Here is an 18,823-nt window from a genome sequence, read left to right as displayed (position 1 = left end):
TGCAACATGGCATTGAAGAGTCGTCATCTTTTGTGGCTCACGCTATTCTGTCTGCTGCTTTCAATCAGTGCTAACGTCTACCAATACCGTTCGTCGGCATCAGATGGACTACACATGACTTCAGAAAAACACACAAAGGATTCGTCACCAGAAATGATTGTACCAGACTCAACTGTCGTCACTGACGCAGAGGAGCCAGGGCAGCAGTCGTCCATTTCTAAGAATGCAGAACGCTTCATCTCGTTTGCATTCACGTGGGAAGACGGGACCTATCCGACGCGTAAGCGACAGGCCAGCCAGTACATGTCGGAGTCAATCAAACGGACGTTGTTCGCAAGTAGCGGAAGTGATAGCAAGTTTACTGCCGCTGTCTCTGACATCGAAGTCTTTCCGAGTCGTGACGAGCCAGAACATTGCCTCGTCCGCTTCAAACGGACGTTGACGATCGATTCAAACGGCTATGAAGAGACATCCGATGAGCTGATCGAACTGACGTTTACACATCAAGACGGACGCTACACCGTCAATCAGATGAAGAGCCTCAAGACGTCAGGAGGTGTCTAAATGAGTACAAAAAAACGTAAGACGTTGACCCGTGACTGGTCACGCCTGTATCTCGGAACAGGTATGTTCTTCTTGATTGGTTTTCTCTTTTTCGGTTTCTCTTCCCTCTTCTTTGCCGAGGAACAACCGATCAATGCGACACCGATTGGTAAAGAAAAACGGTTGACGAATGGACAGACTGTCATGCTTCTCGACTGGTCTCATGATGAGGAGCGAAAGCAAATGCGTGTCCGCCTCCAGTTCGACCAACCCCAAGACTACGCGACAAAACTTGTTGCTCGCATCGCTTACAAGGAACGACCGACGGATGAGCAGCGCGTCCGAGTCGTCTATCACCAAGACGAGCACTACGTCTTCGAAATCGAAGGTGTACCACGCGACTTTGATCAGCTAGCACTCCGCTTATATGTCATTAAGCCCCAACAGTCACTCGAGAAGCTGAGTGCTACGAAGCGAGAAGATGCGCTCGTCGAATCACTCTATATGGATCAGCGTCGTGTCTCAAATAAGTCACTGCCTACTCAACAAACGGATGACTACACCCAACTTTTTCTTGCCGACCAACACATACAGAGTCAAAGACGAATCAAAAAAATGAAAGGCAAACAGATGGAACAAGCTTCTCTCATCCAACAAATCGAACAGGACATCGAGACAAAACAAGCCACGTTACCCGACCTGACACTCGATGAACAAGTCGAGCATGAGGATGAAATATTTAATCTGAAGCAAGATAAAGAAGACACAGTTCTACAACAAGAAGAACTGAAAAAGCAACTCATCCAAGAAGAGAAACGACAAGATCAACTGCGTATTAAAGCACGTGAACTGAAATGGTAAGGTGGCACACACCGTGCCAAAATGCCATTTTTAGTGGCACAGGGTGTGACCTTTTCGCGATTTTGATGATATCAAGGAAACACTAGGCTCCGCCTAGGCTAGCACGCTGAGTGATAGCAGTTTCCCCTTATGCTCTTTTTCACGATTATAGGTCCATCTCTGTTTCTACGGTCTCTAAATTTTTGATTGGAGACAACTCATTTTTTTCTGTTTGATTGAATAAAAAAACGAGCATCGCAACCCGTTGAATTCATTCCAGGATTATTTTTTTTAACGTCTCAAATACTTTAAACATGACATAAAACGAACCGAAGCTACATGCTAATCCGAACAAAGCGAGTGCCCAAACCGTCATCCTCAATTCCTCCTTTCATCCTTATACATGATTTGGGAGAGCGAGGTTTCAACAAATGGAAAATTTTCTTAATTCACTTTCATCTGATCTTTATTCGATTAATGGACGTCACTCATATTTGATGAATCAGATTCACGTGTGCGCGTTCTCGAATACATGTTTTTCAGGAGTTCGATGATCAAGGAGACGATCAAGGCTTCTCCGAGTGTATAACTATGTTCGATGATTGACTGCATGTAGTTCCCTCCGTTCTTCGTCTGAGTGGTAGCACCTTTCTCACTTCTAATGACAGGAGGAACGGCTGAATTGTTCGGAAAGAATTTCATTTTTTTGAAAGTAGAGACTCACTTTCGTGTTGAAAGGAGGCAAAGAGATGGATCTCTTGATTCGCGACATTGACCCCGTCCTCGTCAAAAAACTCGATGAACAAGCGGAGAGACAGCGGTGTTCACGCCAAGAATTGTTGAAAGGTTTACTGACTACCTGGTGCGCGAATGGCGTCCAGTCGACACAGATTGCGCGCCTCGAGCGGCAACTCGAAGCGAACACCTTACATCTGAAGCGGAGCGCAACAGAACTTGAACAATTGACCACACTCTTCCGTGAGGTGATGCACGATGACTAAGGTTCCCGGTGTCATCATCAAGTCGAAGTTCAAGTTGCCTCAAGCAACCCGACGTGCGCGTCGCTATACGACGTACCTCAGTTACATCGATCGACCGGAGACGAAAGCACGGTCACAACAGTTTGAGAACTATCACGATTATATGGAGGATGAACTGAAATCGAGCGGTCTGTTCACAGCGACGCAAAATCGATTGAGTGCGATTGAACGAGAGCAATTGCGTGAAGTCTTTCGACGGGCACAAGAGAACGGCAGCATCCTCTGGCAAGATGTCATCTCGTTCGACGAAGCGTGGTTACAGGAAGTCGGCGTCAAAGAAAATCGTTATATCGATGAACAACGTTTGATGCAGGCGACACGGAACGCGACCGCGCTGATGATCGAAAAGGAACAGATGTTGCACGCGACATGGACTGCTGCGATTCATTACAACACGGATAACATCCACGTCCATGTCGCGACAGTCGAGACGATACATCCACGCGAACGCGGTAAACGGAAACCGAAAACAATCGAGAAGATGAAGGCGCAAGTCGTCCATACGCTTGCCGACCGGACACGTGAACAAGAGAAACTGAATACATTCATCCGGGAAGAAGTGCTCGCACACAAACGAAATCGTTCGACGACGTCCGCTTCGAATTGGATCCTGCACCCGGAACTCGTTCGGCAGTACAAAACGATTCAGAAACAATTACCGGACGACAAGCGGCAGTGGTATTACAACATGAACGGCATGCACGAACTGCGTCCTTCACTCAATCAATTTACTGACACGTATCTTGCGACCTACTTCGAGAAAGAGCACAGCGAGTTTAAACAACAACTCGATACCGAGGTCACATTCTACGAACGGAGTTATGGATCGGCATCCCAAGCATCGGCTTATCGCAAGACGAAGGAACAGGATCTCTACACGCGGATGGGAAACGCCATCCTGTGCGAGATGCGTGAGTCGTCCAAGGCACCTCAGAAGCTTGCGAAGACGAATACATTCTCACCTAAACAAAGAATCCGATCAGCGTTTCGATGTGAACGGATCATGCAAGAGACGCTCTATCGAATCGGACGACACATGAACAATGAATGGGAACACATACAAAACCAAAAGGCGTTTGAAGCTCTTCAGCAGGAAATCGAGCAAAATCGATAAAAGAAAAAGTCACCCTTTTATATAGAAGGATGACGGGCAACAATTTTTTTAGCGACGATTCATTTGGATTGCATAATCATTTAATCGACGGAATTCTTTATTGTACATTCGGTTCAATCTTGATTTGGAAAGTTTATAAAGAATGGCATAAGCCCACTTCGGTGTCTCTACTAACAAATCAATTTGTAACTCTGTTTGATTCTGTTTCGATTGCAATTGGTATTGACCAATCGTCGTTCCTATTTCGTTTGAAGTTCTGACATCAATGAAGGACGGTGCCTCAAGTTTCTCAACCCAAGCATCAGCGGAATACCTTTTTCCACGATGCTCTTGGATAACTTGAAGTTTCTGACCAGCGTATAAGTATTGCAATGGTTCTCCTTCTGCGTAGATATGATCCTTAGTCATATTGCTCCAGCTAAGAATATGTTCATTCTTCGTCAGGTAATCGTATACCTCTTCAATGGAGGCATCAATCACTTGAACAGATTTGTAAAAATGAATTTTTGACATGTTTGTACCTCGCATTAACTAATTTTTATATGTTAATCATACCATTCGAACGGAGTCCTGTTTCTTTGGCAATCGTTTTTACAATTGATGATTATAGAAAGGAGAATACAGATGGAGGAAACAAAGCAAGTCCGGATCCGGCTGAGTGCCGTGACAGCTGAATTTTTAGAGGAGTATCGCGAGCGGGAACGACTGTCCGGGATTGGTCCGGCAATCGATCACATCATCCGTGACTATCAAGAGATGATCAAGAAGCAATGGGATTTGAACTATATCAGTCGTTCCGTATCAAAACAGATCGAACAAGAGTTGACCACGTTCTGGGAAGAACAAATCACAAAGAGTCTCTCTCCGTTACGAAAGAGCGTCCAACAGACAGACCTTCAAACACAGGTATTGATTGAACTGGTGCAAGCCTTGATGCAGACGGAAAGCATCGAGGACATCATCACGACGACAGAATACCGTCCTTCGTTCCTTGAGACAGCGGAGACGGCCGTCAAATCACGGATCGACCAACGAAAGCAACATAAGCATTCGGATGAGGAAAGGATGACCCACAAATGAGACGACTGGAAGCTTTCACACTCGCAACGTTTCTCGAACTACAACCGACCCACGTCACAGTCTTGATTCATCAAGCGCGATACGACATCCCTGTCTCATATGACGAATATTCGTTCCTTGAGATCCTGCAAGAAGAGCCTCTGTTGTTGCTACCGGTATCACGTGATCGTCGTCATCTACTACTGGATCGACTCGCTGCCGATCCGATTGTTCTGCAGGAACTAGAAGATTTCGAAGGTGCCGCCGATTCGTCTTTCTCGTCTGAAGGAGCGTGAGACACATGGCATACAAGAAGAAAACACGTGAGGATTATCAGAAGGAATTACAAGCGTTGACCGACAAGATGGAGATGCAGCTCGCTTCTCACTTCGTCAGTCAGGAGAGCATCAAGGAACATCTCGACTTCATGAGCCGGTTCCATCGCTACTCGACGCGGAACATGCTATTGATCGAGGAACAGTTCCAAGGCGCACGTGCTGTCGGTTCCTATGCATACTGGGAGAAGCAAGGCGTCCAGGTCCAAAAAGGAGAGAAAGGGATCAAGATTTTCGTCCCCTCCCCTGTCACCTTCATCAAACGAGAGACGGATTGGGTGGCATGGAAGGATGCGACGAAGACAGAACAAAAGCGCGCAAAGGAAGGTGCTCTTCCGACACGGAAAGCGATGTACTATAAAATTGGTCACGTCTTCGAGTACACGCAGACCGATGCCCGTGAGAAGGGACTCGAAGTCTCCGAGCTGTTTGCTTCGTATCATCGGAACGGTTCAATTCGTGAAGCAGAATCATTTCGCCGTGCGTTGAACGGGATTGCTGAGACACAAGACGTGACGTTACTTGATAAACCGTTGAATGAGCTTGGTACAGCGAAGGGATGCTTCTATCCAGATTTAAACGCGATTGCCCTGAATCCACGGAACTCGGACATCGAGAATGTCACCGTCATGATCCATGAACTCGCGCATGCGAATCTGCATAACACAGAACGAAACGAAGAGCGTGGAATCGAGTTGAATCCGCACGAGAAGGAATTCCAAGCGGAGATGGTCGCCTACACTGTTGCGGCTCACTTCGGTTTTCCAACGGACGAGTTTTCGTTATCGTATCTCGCCAGTTGGACACAAGGGAGAGACGTACGCGATAAAGAAGACCTGTTGCACGAAGTCCATCAGACATCTGGTCACTTCATCCGCGAAATCCATACTTCGCTCGAGCACGAACAAGTCCTGGAACGGGAAGCATCGCCTCTCAAGATGATCGAACATGTCGAGAACGTGGCACACATTACGGATCAGGGGATGCCATTAGCCGAACGGCTCGAGCGGATCATGCAACACACACCGGAGGACGTCGGATCTTACCTGACGAGTATCGCCAAGCAGGACACGCAACAAGACCTTTCGACGTTCGATGAACCGATGATGCTCGTTCATGGTGCAACAGACTTCTTCGAACCATTTGCGAAAGCCAACGACCGCGACTTCGACGAACATGAGACGATTGCCTATACGTTGGTCATTCCTGGAGAAGAAACGATCAGTCAACACTTCCAGGGTCTTGAGGAAGCCAGTAGCCCGTTACATCATATCCTTAAAACAGAAGTCGTCAGTAAGGAAACGGAACAAGTACTCGAAAAGGCATGGTACGACGAGATGATTTCGACGGAAGATCGCGACCTAGAAAAGTTGCGACAGATTGTGACTCGACACTTCAATGTACCGGAAAAGAAATTCCGTATCCGCTAAAAATTACACTGTTACCTATATAAAATTAATCGGAAATAAAATAAAATTTAGTAGGTTTAACTATACATTTAAATAAAAAATGAGAGTTGCGTCATATCGAGAGGCAATTCTCATTTTCTATTTCTAATTAATATATAACTTAATAAATGTTAGACGATTTAATGGCACTTGTAACTTAAAAGCTCAAGTATATAAATAAGCAGTTCTTAGGATTAAATACAACATCTTTTATATTTTCTACCACTACCACAAGGACACAAGTCATTACGTCCTATTTTCTTTTTACCAGTCTGATTCTTATACGATATTATACGACGTTCAGCCAATATATCTGCTAGTCGTTCTATTTCGACTTTTCTTTCCTGCGGTATATCTTCTTTCGTTAAATATTCATATTCTACATCATCTAGTTTTCCATCGCTTGAATAGGATAGATATAAACCCAATCTAACTTCATCGTTTGCTTTTAATAATGTAGCTAAAACATAGTCCCTTGAGTATTCATCACTATAACTCTCTACTTCAATCTGCTTACAAATAAATGTTATTCTAGCTTCTCCAAATATACTTAAAGGTAAAGTTTTATTAATCTCATTTTGTCGTTCTAAAACTTTAGTAATATTTTCCTCAACTGCCCATCTTGTTTTTTCATCTAAATTAAGCAGAGAGCTGACTATTTTAGATTTACCAAATATATCATTCAAATCTAACCATCCTATTACTTCTTGTATTTTTTGAGGTAGTTCTTGTTTGGGTTTGGATGGAAGTTGCTCGTCAAAAATTAATTTAACAAAATATTTATCTAAATCTTCGCGATATCCTTGCCACATAATTTTTACCTCTTTGTTCTCTCCTGCTAACCGTGAATAATCATTATGTTTGATATACATTCCTAAATGATCGAGTTCATCAAATAATTCTAATTCATCGGATTTTGATGCTTTAATTCGTTTCTCTAAAAAATGAGTAAATAAAAGTGGCGATTCAAAGTAATCCGTATATACTCTCAAATCGTCTATTGATAAACTCCAAACTGGTAATTCATTAAATTTAATCCCTAAAGCATTTAGTTGATTTATTCTTGAGGAAAAAGAAGTGAAATTTTCTAATGTGACACAACAAATAGTTATCTGTCGGAAATTATTTTTCTTTAATTCTCGGATTGGCTTATGTTCTTCATCATATATCGTAACAACATCTTCACTAAGAATATAATCTATAAATCTTGTAGCTTGATCATGTGGACTTTTAACAAGAGTTTTTATTGAGTTAATATAAGCTGGGAAATCAGTAGCTGGAGAAGTATAGGTAAACGAACCGGCCTTAACTTCGATAATAATAATATGATCGTCATAAATAATAATTCCATCATTTTCACACCATTGTAGTTTCTTACCGACTTTACTCTGATAATAAACAGACTTGTGTATTTCAGGTTTATTAAGCAACTTGTTAAATAATACAAAGGGTAATTCTTCAGACACCTTTTTTTGTTTTTCATTCCATGTATCTTTATAATCTGCTTTTAGACGAAAAAGTAGTCTTTGTATTATTCTGTATAAATTTTCAAACAAACTATATGCATCGAAACAATAATACTTATTATCTAAAAAAATAAAAGGTCTTATTTCGATAGGCATCCTTCTAAGCGGCCATCCTGCATATTCACCATCTTCAAAAAAACTACTTTCTTCTCCAGGGGCCCATGACAATTCTCTTAATAAAGCATTAGGTAAACCCGTAACTTTTTTAACATCAAATAAATCATAACCAAATAGTTTCCCGAATACAGAATCTCTAATGCTTTCTAGTTCTGGTTCCTCAAAATTAAGTGCTCCTACCGATACCGTTTTTTGTAACAATAATTCCATTTCTTTTTTCCCATCATTAACTCCCTGCATTAATGAGTGCTGTAACTTTGAAATTCCTGTCAAAAATTCTTCAACTGTTATGTTAAAAAGTTCATTAAAAATGTCCTCATGTGGATTTAATAAGTCACGCAAGTGAGGAATTTCATAAGCAGAATATCTTTGGCCTCTTACATTTGTTCTTAATTCTTGTGCTTGTACATATAGAGCATCATACTCGGGATCATAATCTTGATCATTAACTTTTAAATATGCACTTTTGTATATATGGTAATCGCTAAGGTTAGAGTACAAATCTGATACTTGTGAAAAAATCTCTTCCCAAATTTGATTTTCTTCGAGGTCTGTCTGAGCATCATTTTTTTCGTCTTGTCGTTGTGGTTCAGACGAAACAATAATACTCTGAACATAATCTATCATCCTCAACGAAACATTATTTTCAAAACCGGATTGATACTCCGATACTATTCCCAGTTGCCCTATTAGATACATAAAATAACTTTGGTGTAGCATTTTTAACGAGTTCCCTTTCGTCACTAAATTGCGAATTGATTTTACTATGTCATCAATTTTTTTATAAGAATTAGAGTGCTCATTTGCTAAATTTTGTATGAGATTATAATATTCTTCTTCAGATAGACTATTTTTTAAAAAAATCAATTTTTCAGTATTAATATTCTTGATTGGTTTTGATTTTTTGATTTTTTTCATTTTATTTTCACCTCATATTCTCAATTAATAAATACACTTATAATAAATTCATTGAATTCAAATAGTATTTAAGCTGTACACAAATAAAAACTGTAAATATTATTTATCTATATCACATCGCATACCGTTAAACTAAAAGCAACAAACGCTTTGTCAACTTAACTTATATGTTCAGCCTATTTCCTCTGTCCTAGTCTTCCCATAGTTCTTCCATCAACTCATCGATTTCGTTGGAGAGTCGTTGCCGCTCTTGGTCATCTTTCTCGATATGACCGTACTCATCGATCCAAATGACGTCTCCAGATTCAACCGTCATGGGAAAGCGAGAAATCAGGATGTCCCGCATTCCATCTTCGAACTCGACGATGACCCACTTTCCTTCAATTCGATCAATGATCCCTTTTTGCTTACTCATTTTGACTTCTTGATCGTGTAGGACGATCCGTTCCCTTCAAAGACGATTGTCCCACTCTTATCTGTCCGTAGCATCGTCGCCTTTGCGCGCTTCAGGTTCGTCACGACTTCGTTCGTCGGATGTCCGTAAGCATTCTTCCCGACACTGATGACGGCGTACTTCGGTTTGACGTACTTGAGGAACGTCGCGCTCGTCGAGGTCTTCGCCCCATGATGCCCGACCTTGAGGACGTCCGCACGCAGCGTCTTCTTCTTCGCAATCATGTCCTGCTCCGATTTCAGTTCCGCGTCGCCTGTGAACAGGAAGGTGTTCTTCTTATAGGCGACGTGCAACACGGCGCTCCAGTTGTTGAGGTCACTCATGGCATAATCCTTCACCGGTCCGACGAACTGCGCCTTCACTCCCTTTACAGGAAGCGAGACTCCTGCCTTCGCTGTCTTGATCGTCAGCTTCTCGCGTTTGACGGCCAGCAGGAAGTCCTTATAGGCTTGCGTCGTGTGTTTGACCTTCGGAGCATAGACACTCTTGACCTTGAACGAATCGAGGACTTCATCAAGTCCTCCGATATGATCGGCATCCGGATGCGTCGAGATCAGCATCTCGATGTCACCGACCTTCTGCTTTTTCAGATAGGCAACGAGCTCATCGCCCTTCCCTTTATTCCCACCATCCATGACGATGTCCTCACCACTCGGCATCTTGATGTAGATCGCATCACCTTGTCCGACATCGATATAGTGGACCTTGATTTTCGGCGTCGCCGCCTCCGCGCCCTGTAACGGTCCTACCAATAAACCCACACTTGCGAGTACCAGGCTGGCGCCCAACCATTTTCTCTTCATCTTACATCGCTCCATTTCTTATTTTTAAGTTATCTTCAGTATACCGTGAATGTCAGGAGAATAATGGGTATATTTCCCACCCCTTATTTTTTCTCGCTAGGTCACATCTCTTAACGAAAAAACATATAAAAAAAACAGACCTTTAACGGGCCTGTTCCAAATAATGTTGCTGAATAAAAGCGAGCAGTATATCGACATCAACGAACCAGGTCACATGCTCGAACGAGCCATCTACTTCTCGCACCAATCGAACTTGTGCATCGATGATGGTCACTTTTTGCGAGTGTTCCACCATGTCCATCCATTTTCTCGACTCCTCGTTCTCTACAGTTGTATTCATTTTCGTCACTCCTCTTTGGTTTGCTTGAACACAGCATACAGTCGTGAAGGACATCGTACGAATCCGTTTGATTGAGATAAGCACGATGATAGCCGAATCAACGGAGGAGTTAAGGATGAATCCATGACTATTTTCACTTCATTCTTTGGAACACGGCGAATCATTTAGAACAGGAATCCCATCACAACTGGTACTTGCAGATTAAAATAACTGGTACCTGCAGATTAAATCAGTTTGAGACTCCTAAACTTATTTTCTGGTCCTTATCACGCTCCGTGCGTTCCGTCGCAAGGATCAGCAACGTAGAGATGCCTCACGCTAGTGATTCGCAGCTCTCGTTATCGGTATGGCAGGAGGACGGAGGACAGCGGTGCGATGAGGATGTGGCTGCGTGCAGCTTACAGCTTCACGCATGAGCCCGAAAGCTCTTTTGTTATCTACGTTACTATAAAAAGGTCAAAACGAGATTACGTCATAATCAATCGATCCAGATCAATCGTCTATCCATAGAACTCCATCCATTCAACTACTTCTCCACTCACCCATACATCACGAAAGGCACTCTTCCTTATAGATATAACGATGGAATGTACACACTCTTGCCTATACTGAGTCCCTCCCCCCTTAAAGTTATGATTGTGCTAAGTCATTACTTCAACGAATCGTCGCGCTCTCCAGCTGAAAAACTCTTATCTCGCTTTAACTAAGTACAGAAATGCACTTCTTCACAAAAACAGAAAAAAAATTTTCGACATTATAGCCACATTAATAAAGTCAAGTGAACTCATTATGAATAATTGTAAAAAAAATTGAAAAAAAGGATTTTATAAATAAAAATAAATTGATAACTAGGACATTTAATTGTTAGCCTTTACTTATATTTGAAAAAAGAGGTGTTTGTTATACGAAAAATCTTAATTATATTTTTAATAGTTGTCGGTACGCTCATGTCTATTATTCTTTTTATAGAAAACCAATCTGAAAGTGATAAAAAGAACAGCGACATTAACTGGGCTGAGACAATAACCGGTCATGATACACGTAGTCATTCCAATCCTGTCAAAATTGCGATTCTCGATAGTGGAGTAAATCAAAACCATGAAGCACTCAAGAAAGTAAAAGTGAAAGAATATAACGCATTTAGCAAAAAAGAAGAAACGGTTTCTGATGAATTTGGACACGGAACTGCTATTGCTGGTCTGATTACTGGTCAAAGTAAAGAGTTCCGCGGTGTACTTACTGATGCCATTCTATATGACGTTAAGGTGTTGAACGAAGCAGGCGAAGGCAAATTAGAGAACGTGATTGCGGGGATAGAATGGAGCATTGAAAAAGAAGTCGATATTATTAATATTAGCTTCGGCTTTAGCAAAAATTATGAAGCACTGCATAAAGCAATCGACAGCGCGCTAAAGAATAATATAGTTGTTGTTGCAGCAGCTGGAAATAACATGGGACTATCTGTGGATTACCCTGCAAACTACGAGAATGTAATCTCTATTGGTTCGATTGATAAATCCTTGAAAATCGATGAATCTTCTACGACTACTGGAGCAGATTACTTTGCTCCTGGCGTAGATGTAACTTCTACTTCAAATGATGGTGGATACAAAACATATACAGGATCATCTTTTGCCACGGCTTATGCGACAGGAATATTTGCATCTATCATGTCAAATAATTCAATACAACGTACAAAACTATCATCAAGTTCATTGAAGCCTTACATTATTCATGCAGATACGAAAGATAATGAAAACGCTAAGATTTTAACTCTGAGTAAAAAAGTACTGGAGGAATCAAAATGAAGAAATGGTTTATCAAAATTTTATTGACTGTCTTTACGATTAGTACATTAATTACGCCTACTGGCTATGCGTCTGCAGAAAATACGAATTCTTCACTACCAACGGATGAAGTCACTTCATTACAAAAAGACGAGGGCAATGTTGAATTAGAAGATGAAAATCGTCCTTTTGAATCTTCAAAAATAGAGGATGGGACAAGTTATAACGTTGATGTCGAAGAAGAATTCGGCATTCATAATGAAGATTTTGAGATGGCAGTCACCGAATCTTCTCAACAAATGAGTGTTGTATCACAGTTACAAACCAAACAAACTGAAATGTCTTCTGAGTTTTTTGTAGATCTTGAAACAGGAGAAATGTATGTAACCGAGTCAATTATCGATGAGGAAAATAATACGCGTAATAAAATCTATGATTTTATTTTTAATGAAATTGATGGAGAAGAGTTTAAAGCCACTTTAATTGATAGAGAGAGCAAAGAAACATACGCGATTAATACGATCGACGCTAAAGCATCTGCCATCCCAGTTTTAGCAATAGTTGTTCAAATGGGAGCGCGATGGGCAATTAAAAAATATGGACAACGTGCATTAATTAGCGCTTTTGGAAAGTATGCTTTAAGTAACGCAATAAAAAATGTCTCGAAATTAACGGTGAAAAGTAAGCATCTAAAAAGTAATACTGGAAAATGGGCCAAATTTAATACGAATAGCCAAAGTACAGCAAAGTCATGGATAAAAGAAGCGATGCAAAAAGTTTCCGTTTCAAACTTTGAAATTAATAATAATGATAAATTATCCTTTAGGTTTGATGTTGGTATGGGAAAAAAGGTTGGGACAAAGGGCGAAACAAAAATCCGAGTGATTATAGGATATGACGGTAAAATATGGTCAGCATTCCCGGTCAAATAATGTTTTCATATACATTTATAAATCAACCAAGTGAACTTTCAAATCGCGTTGCAAGAGATGTCCCAACCATTCTTTCAATCGAAGCAATGTTCACTATTACAATTAATGATGAGATTTATTTGGAAACTTCATTACCTATTTTAGAGTTTTATAAATCATTGTATCGCTGGAAAGAAAAATCAAATGCAATACCGGTCCCTGAATTTCATTATTATTCATTAGAATTCGATGATTACGAAGAAGGTGCTATCATTTCGATGATCCCTTTTTCAAGTCAAGCTAGAATTAAATCGATATGGGGTGAAAAGGATATCTATAACGTTTTCCCTCTAGATTTTTTAGTTTCATCTTTGCTTGATCTAGAACACACATTGAAGAAAGATATTGAAGCATATTTTGATATTCAGTTAGAAAAATTTATACCGCATATCCCTTACACGTTGCTAGATAATTAACGTTTTTGATTGAAATAGATACGTTTAGTTTCTTTATGGATAATATTTATTATATGTCGCTTCGTGCAGCCTACAGCCTCACGCATGAGCCCGAAAGCTCTTCTGTCGTCTACGTTACTACAGAAAGACCAGACGGAAACACCTACGTCATAATCAATCGATCTAGATCAGCTGTCCGTCCATAGATTTCCATCCATTCGATTACTTCTAAACTCACCACTACTTCACGAATGACACTCTTCCCTATAGAAGAGACCATGTACAGACTCTTGCCCGCAGTGGACCCGTCCACTGCGGGTTTCTCACTGCCTTTGGATTTGGGACAAATCCATTCCTTATTCGCTCGTGCTTTCTTAAAAGAAAAACGATGCCGTTTTTCGTCCATTTGAGCAGGATGACGAGGAACACCTCACGGTCATCGTCTTGGATGAAGCGTTTGGCGACACAGAACGCGTCCTCGGGTGACGCGATATGCGTCGTCTCGCGACGTACGGCTTACGGTCCTTTTCCATCAACCAGAGCGGTACCGCTCTGTTTCATGCCTTTGAAATGATCATTTACCGCATCACCTATTCCAAGTAAGACGGCAGAAATGAAAAGTTAGCGCTATAATAAAAGACGCGACGATAAACTGAACGAAAAAGGAGAACGTCGAGCCGCGTAAAATTGCGAGCAAAGCGTTCCGAGCATTTGAAAAGCCTTTTCTTGTAGATGATTCGAAATTACGCCACATATAAAAAGGAGATAACTCCCAATTACACAAGAGTTTGTCTCCTTTTTCTACTCTATTTTTTTGTCATGTTTAAGACGTTTTTTGATTTCTTAGATATTTGATTCAAGTTGTCCAATTACATGGTCTAAGTCGGAAACATCTTCTTTTTCTTTGAACAATGCAATCGCTTGATTGTATGTTATGAACTCTTCTCCTGTATAGTTCAGCAACACTTCAGTCAAAAGTTCAGCATACGAATCTAGTTCATCTTCATCATTTGAACTTTGAACACGTTGACGTAACTCGATGACCAATCCACCAAGATCTTCACATCGTGTCAACCACATACGATAGGCTACGAGTCGCTCATCTTCATCATCACCTTCGATGATTTCTCGAATTTCATCCATCGTCGGATAGTCGGCAAACACATCATCGCGTGACAATTCAACTTCATTTTCACCTTTTCGTCTAACGAGATTCTCAAGGAGTTGGTCGAAGCTCTCCGCTACGAGAAGTGTTGTCTCATCCGAAATATCCAAACACCAAATTTGTGGTTCATTAGGATTGTTGTCGAAATCGAAGTACCAGAAATAACTACCTTCGCCTTCGCCGAACACAATCATTTTTCCTGTTAATCCCCATTCTTTCAACATAGACAAGCCATTTTCAAATTCCTCAACTGTCAAAGTGTTGAATCGATATAAAGGTAGATGAAGACCATCTTCTTCGTCAGACCATGTATTTTCGAAATCAACGTTCACTGAATCAAATGCAAGATCCCCGCCATTCTGTTCTTCTAGCTTTTCGACATATTTTTTAGGGAGAGAAGCGCCTAGTTCTTTTTCGATTTGTTTCACTTCTTCTTTATTTAGCGATAAAGCAACCTCATCTTCTAACAATTCATCCCAAAAATTCATTAAAGCACCTCTTTCACTACATTTTTGTATTTATATACTCTTATAATATTATACGCTATACTTTTTTGAATTTGGATCGTTTGAGACTACAAACATATTCGCAGCAAACGATTTGCTCGCAACAGAAGGTAATGAGTGTAAAGAAATCGTCGATGTCGAATTAGCGCGGTCTGTTGGTCCGCGTCATTGCGAAAAATATCGTCCTTCAGAATGACGTCACGATTGACGGGTGCTATTATGCCGATGAAGTGAAAAATGATCCCTGTAGCATATGCAGGAATCATCTCTTGAAGAAACGTAATATTTTCACATACGTTACATACACAAGTACAGATTGTACTACCAACGTCACTTTTACTTACTTGCGATAACTCAACCTGTCAAGATTAAAAGGTGAAAATAAATTCCATTTCTGATAATTGGAATAACACACTTCAGAAACGCAACCACAATAAAATGTCGCATTGATTAACACATACAATCCATTAATTTCCCACTACAAATTAAGCCTAAGAAGATCTTACAAAAGGGCAAACAGATTTACTTCAAATAATTCAAGAAGATTGCACTATTACTCGGTTAATAAGCTAGTCCCTTACCATTTATTATTTCTATCATAAGTGCGAGTCGAGAGATTCGTAAGTCAGGTATTCAATACACAAAAGTCAGAAGAAGTAAGTCTCGGCAAATTGTTTTATCTCATCACCTAAAATAGCGAGACGCTTTTCGATTTCTTTCCGATGTCCGTATCGAATGATATCCTCTGACGTCAATGTTCTAATCAACAAGCAATGATGTTGGTAAGCCGTTTCGAGCAGTTGAAGGTACTGCTCACCTCTGACTTCTCGAGAAACAGCTAGATCACCATCACTATATCCATCAAGAAATCCTGTAGCTAAATTTTTTAGAATATCCTTACATCTTTCAAACTGGTGTTTTTTATAGCGTGGGGTATTTGCTAACATTCTAAATAAAGTCTCGTACAAGTTCATGAAATTGCCGGCCATCTCACGAGGTTCATAGACGATTGGGTATGGATCAATCAGGCAGACGCTGTCCCCTCTCAACAAAATGTTTTCAGGCGAGACGTCTTGATTGACTAATCTTGCCGAAACGATTCGGCGATTTCGATTCGTAGTCACTATTTGAAGTGCATGTTCCACCCTATTGTCTTGAAACATCGGATACGCGTTAACTAGTTTTTGATAATTATGGACGTGATTTAGACTTTTTTCTTGAAAAAACGTCTGAAATTCCTCGTTTATAGTTCCATGGAGTCCTTTATTTTCTGTCCATGCTAAACGACCAAATCCCTCAATTTCAGGCGTAAGACTTTCCATTTTTCGATAGATGGCTCCAATTTGTCTACCTACACGCAACGCATCGAATAGCGACATTTCTCTTAAAGGCAATGATTTTCCGCCAAATGACTCCAACGTATACGTGAGTTCAGGCGTAACATGAAATTTAAAAAACGCTGGTGCACCACCTGGGACCATTTTATTCACGGATTCGTAATACCATTTTGTTGCAGAATATTCTGCAGTTAATGCGTCTCGATCGAATGGAACTGGCTTTCCGTAAGCAATTTTTTTGGGGATTCGAAGCACCAACTCTTCATCCTCTTTCTTCACTTTCCATGCCATGTGCCATGCTCCTTCCCCAATAATGATGGGCAAAGAGACACCCGTATGATTCATTGCTTCGAGCAAAAATTCTTCTATTGGTGTTTCTTTTCTTACCATTAAATGACCTCCATCGTTTTAAGGTACCGATTATCATTTTACTATAATCAAGCTTGTTATTTACCTAATCAATTCTACATAGTCAATCGGTTCACTAAAGGTAACCCTTATGATAGGAACGTTTACAAAGTAGAAAGAATTAAAAAGAGGAGCAATCACACCAACCTGTCCTTCAATCCGAAGCGACAAGAGAGTATCATACACATCGAATGGAGATAGATGTAATACTTTTCTTACGAGATATAGTGACTCTAAGTCGGCAATGAAGTGACTATCGCTATTTCTTTCTTATAAATAGTCGATAAGATTGAAATGATATCGAAAGAATGGATTAAAAATCAGGAAATCGAGGTAAATTAAAAGAACTAATGTTCTTATTATGTAAAGGAGTGACTTTGTGCGTTATGAAGACCCGGGCAATAAGAAATGGATTCATTTTTTGATGCCAGAACACAAGTTAATGCTGAAACGATCCTATCAAGACGTTCATCATTTCCAGTTCGATGATACGGAAGAATCCATCGACGGGACCATAGAGAATGCACTGAACGATGCCATATTCAGCGGAGATATCGTTACTGTAACAGCAATCAAAGGCCCCTTGACGTATCGTTTCGATGCCTTCATCGAGAAGCTCGACTATATGCGAGAAGAGGTTAATCTCGTGAAGCGAAACCTTAACGTCGAGATTGTTCCGTTCAAGCAAATTTTAAGCGTCCATCTCTCGGAATGAAGAAAAAGTAGTCACGGTATGCAATCGATAAGTATGGTCAAGTTAATACTGATAGGACCATGTTCATCTCATTTTCTCTGCTAAGAGACTTTTATCCTGGCTCATCTACATATATACTAGAATTCGAAATTGTATTACAATGTATTACAAAGGGGATGATAAGTATGAGTACCATTTCTGTACGGCTCGATGATCAGGATACACGCCTCATCAAGGAATATGCGAAGGCGAAGAACATCACGATTTCTACACTCGTACGCGATGCCGTCCTCGATCGGATTGAAGACGAAATCGATTTGCAACTCTATCATGATTCCATGGCAGCGCACCGTAAAAAATCAGAAGCAATCTCGTTTGACGACATGATGAATGACCTTGATTTAGAATGAAGGCATACACCATAGAGTTTGAGCGCGAGGCTCAAAAGACTCTTAAGAAGATTGATTCCCAACAAACGCGGATTATCATGTCCTGGATCAAGAAGAACCTGGTCGGGACGGATGACCCGCATCGTCATGGAAAGGGACTCGTCTCGAATCGTTCGGGTGAATGGCATTATCGTATTGGCGACTATCGCCTGATTGCTGACATCCAAGATGAGAAAGTCGTGATTTTGATTCTCGAGATTGGACATCGATGGGATATCTACAAATAAGATGGAGAAGACTTATGTATAAGTAACTATATGAGTCTTCTTTTTTGTATTTTAGACGACCATTATTGATTACTTATTCATAGACCCTATTTTAAATACCTCTTAAATGCTCTTACTCGTTTTCTCATTCATCCTAAGTCAATAAACGCATCCTTTTATCAATTTATCAATGTATACTGATATTTCGAGAATATAAAAAAACATAAAAGAAATAGAGTGTAAACATTTCGATGTCGAAACGTTTACACTCTTTCGCTTATTATTTAAATTCGAAGTACATCTATCTCTACAAAAAATTCTGATGAATTCTTTCGAGTCTGTATCAAGCATTTAAAACATCTTTTATT

The 18,823-nt window shown here is 40.5% G+C and carries 21 protein-coding genes; 13 read left to right on the top strand and 8 right to left on the bottom strand.

The window, feature by feature from the left end:
• Positions 1-6: 6 nt before the first annotated feature.
• Both KNP98_RS13450 and KNP98_RS13445 read left to right on the top strand, forming a co-directional pair.
• Positions 7-564 carry a hypothetical protein gene (locus KNP98_RS13450; RefSeq protein ID WP_214811894.1) on the top strand — a complete coding sequence of 186 codons (558 nt, stop codon included), beginning with the start codon at positions 7-9 and terminating at the stop codon, positions 562-564.
• Positions 565-1,404: a hypothetical protein gene (locus KNP98_RS13445; protein ID WP_214811893.1), complete on the top strand. Its 840-nt coding sequence runs from the start codon at positions 565-567 to the stop codon at positions 1,402-1,404.
• 453 nt (positions 1,405-1,857) lie between these two features.
• Here KNP98_RS13445 and KNP98_RS13440 read toward each other — a convergent pair whose 3' ends face one another.
• Complete coding sequence (locus KNP98_RS13440) at positions 1,858-1,995, bottom strand: hypothetical protein (RefSeq protein ID WP_214811890.1); 138 nt, start codon at positions 1,993-1,995, stop codon at positions 1,858-1,860.
• Between the two features lie 137 nt (positions 1,996-2,132).
• Here KNP98_RS13440 and KNP98_RS13435 point away from each other — a divergent pair, with 137 nt between their 5' ends.
• The gene (locus tag KNP98_RS13435) at positions 2,133-2,384 is read left to right on the top strand and encodes a hypothetical protein (protein WP_214811887.1); all 252 of its coding nucleotides are present in this window, start codon (positions 2,133-2,135) and stop codon (positions 2,382-2,384) included.
• Positions 2,377-3,537 (top strand): MobP2 family relaxase, encoded by a 1,161-nt coding sequence (mobP2, locus tag KNP98_RS13430; protein ID WP_214811885.1) that lies wholly within the window; start codon positions 2,377-2,379, stop codon positions 3,535-3,537. Before KNP98_RS13435 ends, mobP2 begins: the two co-directional genes overlap by 8 nt.
• A gap of 48 nt (positions 3,538-3,585) precedes the next feature.
• On the opposite strand, the gene KNP98_RS13425 is transcribed toward mobP2, so the two are convergent.
• Positions 3,586-4,050: an SRPBCC domain-containing protein gene (locus tag KNP98_RS13425; RefSeq protein ID WP_214811882.1), complete on the bottom strand. Its 465-nt coding sequence runs from the start codon at positions 4,048-4,050 to the stop codon at positions 3,586-3,588.
• 111 nt (positions 4,051-4,161) lie between these two features.
• Between KNP98_RS13425 and KNP98_RS13420 the strand changes: the two genes are divergently transcribed.
• Genes KNP98_RS13420 through KNP98_RS13410 form a run of 3 tightly spaced genes read left to right on the top strand, consistent with a single transcriptional unit; the run spans position 4,162 to position 6,361 of the window.
• Complete coding sequence (locus tag KNP98_RS13420) at positions 4,162-4,617, top strand: hypothetical protein (protein ID WP_214811880.1); 456 nt, start codon at positions 4,162-4,164, stop codon at positions 4,615-4,617.
• A complete protein-coding gene (locus KNP98_RS13415; protein ID WP_131504354.1) occupies positions 4,614-4,892 on the top strand; it encodes a hypothetical protein in 279 nt (92 codons plus the stop codon). Before KNP98_RS13420 ends, KNP98_RS13415 begins: the two co-directional genes overlap by 4 nt.
• Positions 4,893-4,897: 5 nt before the next feature.
• Positions 4,898-6,361, top strand: a complete 1,464-nt coding sequence (locus KNP98_RS13410) for an ArdC-like ssDNA-binding domain-containing protein (protein WP_214811878.1) — start codon at positions 4,898-4,900, stop codon at positions 6,359-6,361.
• 212 nt (positions 6,362-6,573) lie between these two features.
• Here the strand turns inward: KNP98_RS13410 and KNP98_RS13405 are convergent, their stop codons facing one another.
• From KNP98_RS13405 to KNP98_RS13390, 4 genes are all read right to left on the bottom strand, one after another.
• The gene (locus tag KNP98_RS13405; protein WP_214811876.1) at positions 6,574-8,940 is read right to left on the bottom strand and encodes an SEC-C metal-binding domain-containing protein; all 2,367 of its coding nucleotides are present in this window, start codon (positions 8,938-8,940) and stop codon (positions 6,574-6,576) included.
• A gap of 190 nt (positions 8,941-9,130) precedes the next feature.
• Complete coding sequence (locus KNP98_RS13400) at positions 9,131-9,355, bottom strand: DUF3006 domain-containing protein (RefSeq protein WP_214811874.1); 225 nt, start codon at positions 9,353-9,355, stop codon at positions 9,131-9,133.
• On the bottom strand, positions 9,352-10,197 hold the full coding sequence (locus KNP98_RS13395; protein ID WP_214811872.1) for a ComEC/Rec2 family competence protein: 846 nt from the start codon (positions 10,195-10,197) through the stop codon (positions 9,352-9,354). Before KNP98_RS13395 ends, KNP98_RS13400 begins: the two co-directional genes overlap by 4 nt.
• A gap of 142 nt (positions 10,198-10,339) precedes the next feature.
• Positions 10,340-10,537, bottom strand: coding sequence for a hypothetical protein (locus KNP98_RS13390; RefSeq protein WP_214811870.1), 198 nt, complete (start codon positions 10,535-10,537; stop codon positions 10,340-10,342).
• 947 nt (positions 10,538-11,484) lie between these two features.
• Here KNP98_RS13390 and KNP98_RS13385 point away from each other — a divergent pair.
• The 3 genes from KNP98_RS13385 to KNP98_RS13375 are packed head-to-tail and all read left to right on the top strand — an operon-like array spanning position 11,485 to position 13,711.
• On the top strand, positions 11,485-12,345 hold the full coding sequence (locus KNP98_RS13385) for a S8 family peptidase (RefSeq protein WP_214811868.1): 861 nt from the start codon (positions 11,485-11,487) through the stop codon (positions 12,343-12,345).
• Positions 12,342-13,256: an SAR2788 family putative toxin gene (locus KNP98_RS13380; protein ID WP_214811865.1), complete on the top strand. Its 915-nt coding sequence runs from the start codon at positions 12,342-12,344 to the stop codon at positions 13,254-13,256. The genes KNP98_RS13385 and KNP98_RS13380 overlap by 4 nt, the downstream gene beginning before the upstream one ends.
• Positions 13,232-13,711: a DUF7878 domain-containing protein gene (locus KNP98_RS13375; RefSeq protein WP_214811864.1), complete on the top strand. Its 480-nt coding sequence runs from the start codon at positions 13,232-13,234 to the stop codon at positions 13,709-13,711. The genes KNP98_RS13380 and KNP98_RS13375 overlap by 25 nt, the downstream gene beginning before the upstream one ends.
• Before the next feature lie 822 nt (positions 13,712-14,533).
• On the opposite strand, the gene KNP98_RS13370 is transcribed toward KNP98_RS13375, so the two are convergent.
• Together KNP98_RS13370 and KNP98_RS13365 are read right to left on the bottom strand one after the other, a co-directional pair.
• Positions 14,534-15,343 carry an SMI1/KNR4 family protein gene (locus KNP98_RS13370; RefSeq protein WP_214811861.1) on the bottom strand — a complete coding sequence of 270 codons (810 nt, stop codon included), beginning with the start codon at positions 15,341-15,343 and terminating at the stop codon, positions 14,534-14,536.
• Between the two features lie 665 nt (positions 15,344-16,008).
• A complete protein-coding gene (locus KNP98_RS13365) occupies positions 16,009-17,088 on the bottom strand; it encodes a hypothetical protein (RefSeq protein WP_251135187.1) in 1,080 nt (359 codons plus the stop codon).
• A gap of 397 nt (positions 17,089-17,485) precedes the next feature.
• Here KNP98_RS13365 and KNP98_RS13360 point away from each other — a divergent pair, with 397 nt between their 5' ends.
• The 3 genes from KNP98_RS13360 to KNP98_RS13350 all read left to right on the top strand — a co-directional run bounded on the left by KNP98_RS13360 (position 17,486) and on the right by KNP98_RS13350 (position 18,476).
• The gene (locus KNP98_RS13360) at positions 17,486-17,821 is read left to right on the top strand and encodes a YolD-like family protein (protein ID WP_214811859.1); all 336 of its coding nucleotides are present in this window, start codon (positions 17,486-17,488) and stop codon (positions 17,819-17,821) included.
• Between the two features lie 164 nt (positions 17,822-17,985).
• Entirely contained in the window at positions 17,986-18,210 is a 225-nt protein-coding gene (relB, locus tag KNP98_RS13355; RefSeq protein ID WP_214811857.1) for a type II toxin-antitoxin system RelB family antitoxin, read from the top strand.
• Positions 18,207-18,476 carry a type II toxin-antitoxin system RelE family toxin gene (locus KNP98_RS13350; protein ID WP_214811854.1) on the top strand — a complete coding sequence of 90 codons (270 nt, stop codon included), beginning with the start codon at positions 18,207-18,209 and terminating at the stop codon, positions 18,474-18,476. Before relB ends, KNP98_RS13350 begins: the two co-directional genes overlap by 4 nt.
• The last annotated feature ends 347 nt before the right edge of the window (positions 18,477-18,823 follow it).

This window comes from Exiguobacterium sp. s127 (genome assembly GCF_018618695.1).
Lineage (GTDB): Bacteria > Bacillota > Bacilli > Exiguobacteriales > Exiguobacteriaceae > Exiguobacterium_A > Exiguobacterium_A oxidotolerans.
The sequence above is the reverse complement of the archived record's forward strand: the minus strand, read 5'-3'. Positions and strand labels throughout refer to the sequence as shown.

What these genes read in the sequence shown, in the direction of transcription:
- KNP98_RS13450 (WP_214811894.1), top strand. Translation starts at nt 7, where the DNA reads ATGGCATTGAAGAGTCGTCATCTTTTGTGGCTCACGCTATTCTGTCTG.
- KNP98_RS13445 (WP_214811893.1), top strand. Translation starts at nt 565, where the DNA reads ATGAGTACAAAAAAACGTAAGACGTTGACCCGTGACTGGTCACGCCTG.
- KNP98_RS13440 (WP_214811890.1), bottom strand. Translation starts at nt 1,995, where the DNA reads ATGCAGTCAATCATCGAACATAGTTATACACTCGGAGAAGCCTTGATC.
- KNP98_RS13435 (WP_214811887.1), top strand. Translation starts at nt 2,133, where the DNA reads ATGGATCTCTTGATTCGCGACATTGACCCCGTCCTCGTCAAAAAACTC.
- mobP2 (WP_214811885.1), top strand. Translation starts at nt 2,377, where the DNA reads ATGACTAAGGTTCCCGGTGTCATCATCAAGTCGAAGTTCAAGTTGCCT.
- KNP98_RS13425 (WP_214811882.1), bottom strand. Translation starts at nt 4,050, where the DNA reads ATGTCAAAAATTCATTTTTACAAATCTGTTCAAGTGATTGATGCCTCC.
- KNP98_RS13420 (WP_214811880.1), top strand. Translation starts at nt 4,162, where the DNA reads ATGGAGGAAACAAAGCAAGTCCGGATCCGGCTGAGTGCCGTGACAGCT.
- KNP98_RS13415 (WP_131504354.1), top strand. Translation starts at nt 4,614, where the DNA reads ATGAGACGACTGGAAGCTTTCACACTCGCAACGTTTCTCGAACTACAA.
- KNP98_RS13410 (WP_214811878.1), top strand. Translation starts at nt 4,898, where the DNA reads ATGGCATACAAGAAGAAAACACGTGAGGATTATCAGAAGGAATTACAA.
- KNP98_RS13405 (WP_214811876.1), bottom strand. Translation starts at nt 8,940, where the DNA reads ATGAAAAAAATCAAAAAATCAAAACCAATCAAGAATATTAATACTGAA.
- KNP98_RS13400 (WP_214811874.1), bottom strand. Translation starts at nt 9,355, where the DNA reads ATGAGTAAGCAAAAAGGGATCATTGATCGAATTGAAGGAAAGTGGGTC.
- KNP98_RS13395 (WP_214811872.1), bottom strand. Translation starts at nt 10,197, where the DNA reads ATGAAGAGAAAATGGTTGGGCGCCAGCCTGGTACTCGCAAGTGTGGGT.
- KNP98_RS13390 (WP_214811870.1), bottom strand. Translation starts at nt 10,537, where the DNA reads ATGAATACAACTGTAGAGAACGAGGAGTCGAGAAAATGGATGGACATG.
- KNP98_RS13385 (WP_214811868.1), top strand. Translation starts at nt 11,485, where the DNA reads ATGTCTATTATTCTTTTTATAGAAAACCAATCTGAAAGTGATAAAAAG.
- KNP98_RS13380 (WP_214811865.1), top strand. Translation starts at nt 12,342, where the DNA reads ATGAAGAAATGGTTTATCAAAATTTTATTGACTGTCTTTACGATTAGT.
- KNP98_RS13375 (WP_214811864.1), top strand. Translation starts at nt 13,232, where the DNA reads ATGGTCAGCATTCCCGGTCAAATAATGTTTTCATATACATTTATAAAT.
- KNP98_RS13370 (WP_214811861.1), bottom strand. Translation starts at nt 15,343, where the DNA reads ATGAATTTTTGGGATGAATTGTTAGAAGATGAGGTTGCTTTATCGCTA.
- KNP98_RS13365 (WP_251135187.1), bottom strand. Translation starts at nt 17,088, where the DNA reads ATGGTAAGAAAAGAAACACCAATAGAAGAATTTTTGCTCGAAGCAATG.
- relB (WP_214811857.1), top strand. Translation starts at nt 17,986, where the DNA reads ATGAGTACCATTTCTGTACGGCTCGATGATCAGGATACACGCCTCATC.
- KNP98_RS13350 (WP_214811854.1), top strand. Translation starts at nt 18,207, where the DNA reads ATGAAGGCATACACCATAGAGTTTGAGCGCGAGGCTCAAAAGACTCTT.